The organism is Achromobacter sp., from assembly GCF_036567245.1.
GTDB lineage: Bacteria > Pseudomonadota > Gammaproteobacteria > Burkholderiales > Burkholderiaceae_B > Achromobacter.
Window position 1 is genome coordinate 1 of the sequence record NZ_DATCUY010000050.1, and the last position, 3,982, is coordinate 3,982.

At 64.8% G+C, this 3,982-nt stretch carries 4 protein-coding genes; 1 reads left to right on the top strand and 3 read right to left on the bottom strand.

The window, feature by feature from the left end:
- On the bottom strand, positions 1 to 1,335 hold a 1,335-nt coding region (locus VIR09_RS01710; protein ID WP_332011188.1), incomplete at its 3' end, for a mechanosensitive ion channel family protein.
- A 137-nt stretch (positions 1,336 to 1,472) separates the two neighbouring features.
- Between VIR09_RS01710 and argH the strand changes: the two genes are divergently transcribed.
- Positions 1,473 to 2,891, top strand: a complete 1,419-nt coding sequence (gene argH, locus VIR09_RS01715; RefSeq protein ID WP_332011191.1) for an argininosuccinate lyase — start codon at positions 1,473 to 1,475, stop codon at positions 2,889 to 2,891.
- A gap of 87 nt (positions 2,892 to 2,978) precedes the next feature.
- On the opposite strand, the gene VIR09_RS01720 is transcribed toward argH, so the two are convergent.
- A complete protein-coding gene (locus tag VIR09_RS01720) occupies positions 2,979 to 3,398 on the bottom strand; it encodes a type II toxin-antitoxin system HicB family antitoxin (RefSeq protein WP_332011194.1) in 420 nt (139 codons plus the stop codon).
- Positions 3,399 to 3,474: 76 nt separating this feature from the next.
- On the bottom strand, positions 3,475 to 3,660 hold the full coding sequence (locus VIR09_RS01725) for a type II toxin-antitoxin system HicA family toxin (protein WP_332011197.1): 186 nt from the start codon (positions 3,658 to 3,660) through the stop codon (positions 3,475 to 3,477).
- Positions 3,661 to 3,982 lie beyond the last annotated feature (322 nt).

The window sequence follows — 3,982 nt, forward strand, 5'->3', positions numbered from 1 at the left end:
CGCGTCGGTCAGCCCGTGCTCCGAGGGCGCGGCCAGGCCCGGGCGTCCGCCCTCGACGGCCAGCGCCGCCTGCAAGGCGCCTTCGCGCAGATGGGCGCCCATCGCCCCGATATCGGCGCCAGACGGCTGCTGGTACAGACGCAGGCCCAATTCAGGCAGGATGGCCAGCAGATGGTCGAAGATGTCGCCCTGGATGCGTTCGTACTCGACCCAGGCGGTCACGGCGGTAAAACAATAGACCTCGACCGGGATGCCCTCGGACGTGGGCTCCATCATGCGCACCATCATGGCCATGTCCTGGCGCACCTCCGGATTCTGCTTCAGATAGGCCAGCGCGTAGGCCCGCAGGGTGCCGATATTGGTCAGGCGGCGGCGGTTGGCCGGCACGCTGGCCAGCTCGCCCATGGTCTGGTTGGCCTGGGCGATGTCGTGGGTCTTGGCCTGCAGGTAGTCGTGCAGCAGACGGAACCGCATCAGCCGCTGCGCCTCGTCGTCGCTCAGGAAGCGCACGCTGGCCGAGTCGATGCGGATGGTGCGCTTGATGCGCCGCCCGCCCGATTCAAACATGTGGCGGTAGTTGCGGTAGCTTTCCGAGAACAGCTTGTAGGTGGGCACCGTGGTAACGGTGTTGTCCCAGTTCTGCACCTTGACCGTGTGCAGCGCGATGTCCTTGACGAAACCGTCGGCGTTGGACTGCGGCATTTCGATCCAGTCGCCGATGCGCAGCATGTCGTTGCTGGTCAGCTGGGTGCTGGCCACCAGGGACAGCAGCGTGTCCTTGAACACCAGCAGCAGGACGGCGGATAGCGCGCCCAGGCCCGAGATCATCCAGAGCGGCGAACGATCGATCAGGATGGAAAGCACCAAAACGGTGCATACCGCCATCAGGATCAGCTTGCTGATCTGGATATAGCCCTTGATGGAACGGGTCTGCGCGCGCGTGGTGGCCGAGTAGGTGTCCTGCCAGGCGCTCAGCACGCCGGAAAACGCCACGAACACGCAGATCCAGGCGCCGGCGTGCGCCAGCCGCCCGACGATGGTCACCGCCCGCTCGACGTGCGGCACCAGGCCTATGCCCAGCGACACCACCGCAAACGGCACCGCGTACCAGAGGTTCTGGTAGGCGCGGCGGCGCTGCAGGGCCTTGTCCCAATCGCCCCTGCCGCTGAGCACCAGCACGCGGTGCGCCAGCAGCAGCACGACCCGGGCCACGACCCACTGGACGAACAGCGCGGTCAGGATCAGCGCGCCGATCCCGATCAAGGTCTGCGCCCAGGCTTCGCGCGGCAGATGGGTATCCAATTGGGTGACCAGCTCTTCCCATTCCAGGGGCATAGGCTCTCTTCCTGCTCTAAGGTCTTGAAACTAATCCAGGATTATCCGACAAGTAGGCTCGCCGGAACGTTCGCGGCGCGCAAAACCGGCCCTCTCCGTCGCCCGGCGCCACGCCAGGCCCTATAATTCCGCCCATCATGGCAAACACTCCCTCCCCCGATCAAAACCAGTTCGCCAACAAGGCGCAGGCCTGGTCCGCCCGGTTCTCGGAACCGGTTTCCGAACTCGTCAAGCGCTATACGGCGTCCGTGGATTTCGACAAGCGCCTGGCGCGCTACGACATCCAGGGCTCGCTCGCGCACGCGGACATGCTGACCGCCCAAGGCATCATCGGCGCCCAGGACCTGGCCGACATCCAGCGTGGCATGACCCAGATCCTGTCCGAAATCGACGCCGGCAGCTTCCAATGGCTGCTCGACCTCGAAGACGTGCACCTGAACATCGAAAAGCGCCTGGTGGAACTGGTGGGCGACGCGGGCAAGCGCCTGCACACCGGCCGTTCGCGCAACGACCAGGTCGCCACCGACATCCGCCTGTGGCTGCGCGCCGAAATCGACAACCTGCTGGACCTGCTGCGCCAACTGCGCCGCGCCCTGGCCACGGTGGCGCTGGAACACGCCGGCACCATCATGCCCGGCTTCACGCACCTGCAGGTGGCCCAGCCGGTCACCTTCGGCCACCACCTGCTGGCCTATGCCGAAATGTTCGGCCGCGACGCCGAGCGCCTGGCCGACTGCCGCCGCCGCGTGAACCGTCTGCCGCTGGGCGCCGCCGCCCTGGCCGGCACGTCGTTCCCGATCGACCGCGAGCGCGTCGCCAAGACCCTGGGCTTTGACGGCGTCTGCCGCAATTCGCTGGACGCCGTGTCCGACCGCGACTTCGCCATCGAATTCTGCGCCGCCGGCGCGCTGATCATGACGCACGTCTCGCGCCTGTCCGAAGAGCTGGTGCTCTGGATGAGCCCGCGCGTGGGCTTCATCGACCTGGCCGACCGCTTCTGCACCGGCAGCTCGATCATGCCGCAGAAAAAGAACCCCGACGTGCCCGAGCTGGCCCGCGGCAAGACCGGCCGCGTCAACGGCCACCTGGTCGCCCTGCTGACCCTGATGAAAGGCCAGCCGCTGGCCTACAACAAGGACAACCAGGAAGACAAGGAAGGCCTGTTCGACACCGTCGACACCGTGCGCGACACGCTGACGATCTTCGCGGACATGGCCGGCGGCATCAAGGTCAAGGCCGACAACATGCGCGCCGCCGCCCTGCAGGGCTTCGCCACCGCCACCGATTTGGCCGACTACCTGGTCAAGCGCGGCGTGCCTTTCCGCGACGCCCACGAAGTGGTGGCCCACGCGGTGCGCGACTGCGAACAGCGCGGCTGCGACCTGGCCGACCTGTCGCTGGACGAGCTCAAGGCCTATCACGCCAGCATCGGCGACGACGTGCACCAGGTCCTGACCCTGGAAGGCTCCGTCGCGGCCCGCAAGCACGTGGGCGGCACCGCCCCCGAGCGCGTGGCCGAGGAAGCGAAGCGCGTGCTGCAGGAAACGGCGGAGTAAGGCTGGTTTTCTCCGACGCAAGATGATCGGCCCCGATTTATCGGGGCCGATTTTCATTGGAGCGCGGGACTTGCCCGGATACCAGCCTCAGGCGATCGACACGTCCAGGCGGCGCCCAAGCTGTCCGAGGGCGGATTCCACTTGCTCGATCCGGGAAGCATGCCGCACGTTCAGCAAGCGGTCCACCTGCGGCATGTGCACCCCCATGCGCCTCGCCAACTCGGCCTTGCGCACTCCCTGCAGAATCATCTCGTTCGACAGAAAGATCTTGCTGGTAATCAAGGCAGGCAAGGTTACCGACGCCTGCCCCTTGGCTGGCTTGGAGGGCATGGGAATGGGGCGGCGCGCCTCGAAATAGATCTCCAGCGCCGCCTCGAGCGCCTCTTCGGCATTGATCGCCGCCTCATCGACGTCCTGGCCCACGGAGAGCGCTTCTGGAATATCAGGAAACCGGACCAGCCACGTATCGTTAGTGTCGCGAGTCAGGGTGTAGGGATAGGTCAGCATTCAGGTTTCCCGTTTGATGAATGTGCCAGGCAGGACTGTCCGCGTGACGCGCATCCGGTGTGCTGGATGCGCAACGTCATTTCAAACCGAGCTGCTTCTTGATTTCGCTTTCCAGATGCTTGCCCATTTCCCTGGACCCGTGATGTGGAAAGATCGTTGTCACGCCGTTCAAGGTAACCCGATAGTGGCTGCTGCCTGATTTGTGCGGCACGAACACCGCCCCTTGCCGTTCCAGCCATCTCTTGAATTCGCTGTATTTCATGACCAATGGTCACGGCCTGATCGAGCATAAACAAAGATGTTGAATAAATAAACAGAAGTGTTTACCCGAGCCGCTATCCTCCCGCCCATGAGCGTAGAAGGGAGCGGCATAAGGCGGGGCTCGACTGGCTCTTTCTCAGACCGAGCGATGTTGCGGCTGCCCGCTAGGCGATACTCAGCGCATCCCCCAGCATCTCCACCACCGCATCCACCTTGGGCAGCAGTTGCTTGCTCAACGGCCACACCAAATACAGAGGCGATCCCTCGGTAGCCAATTGCGGCAGCACTTCGACCACCCGGCCGTCGCGCAAGGCGTCGGCCGC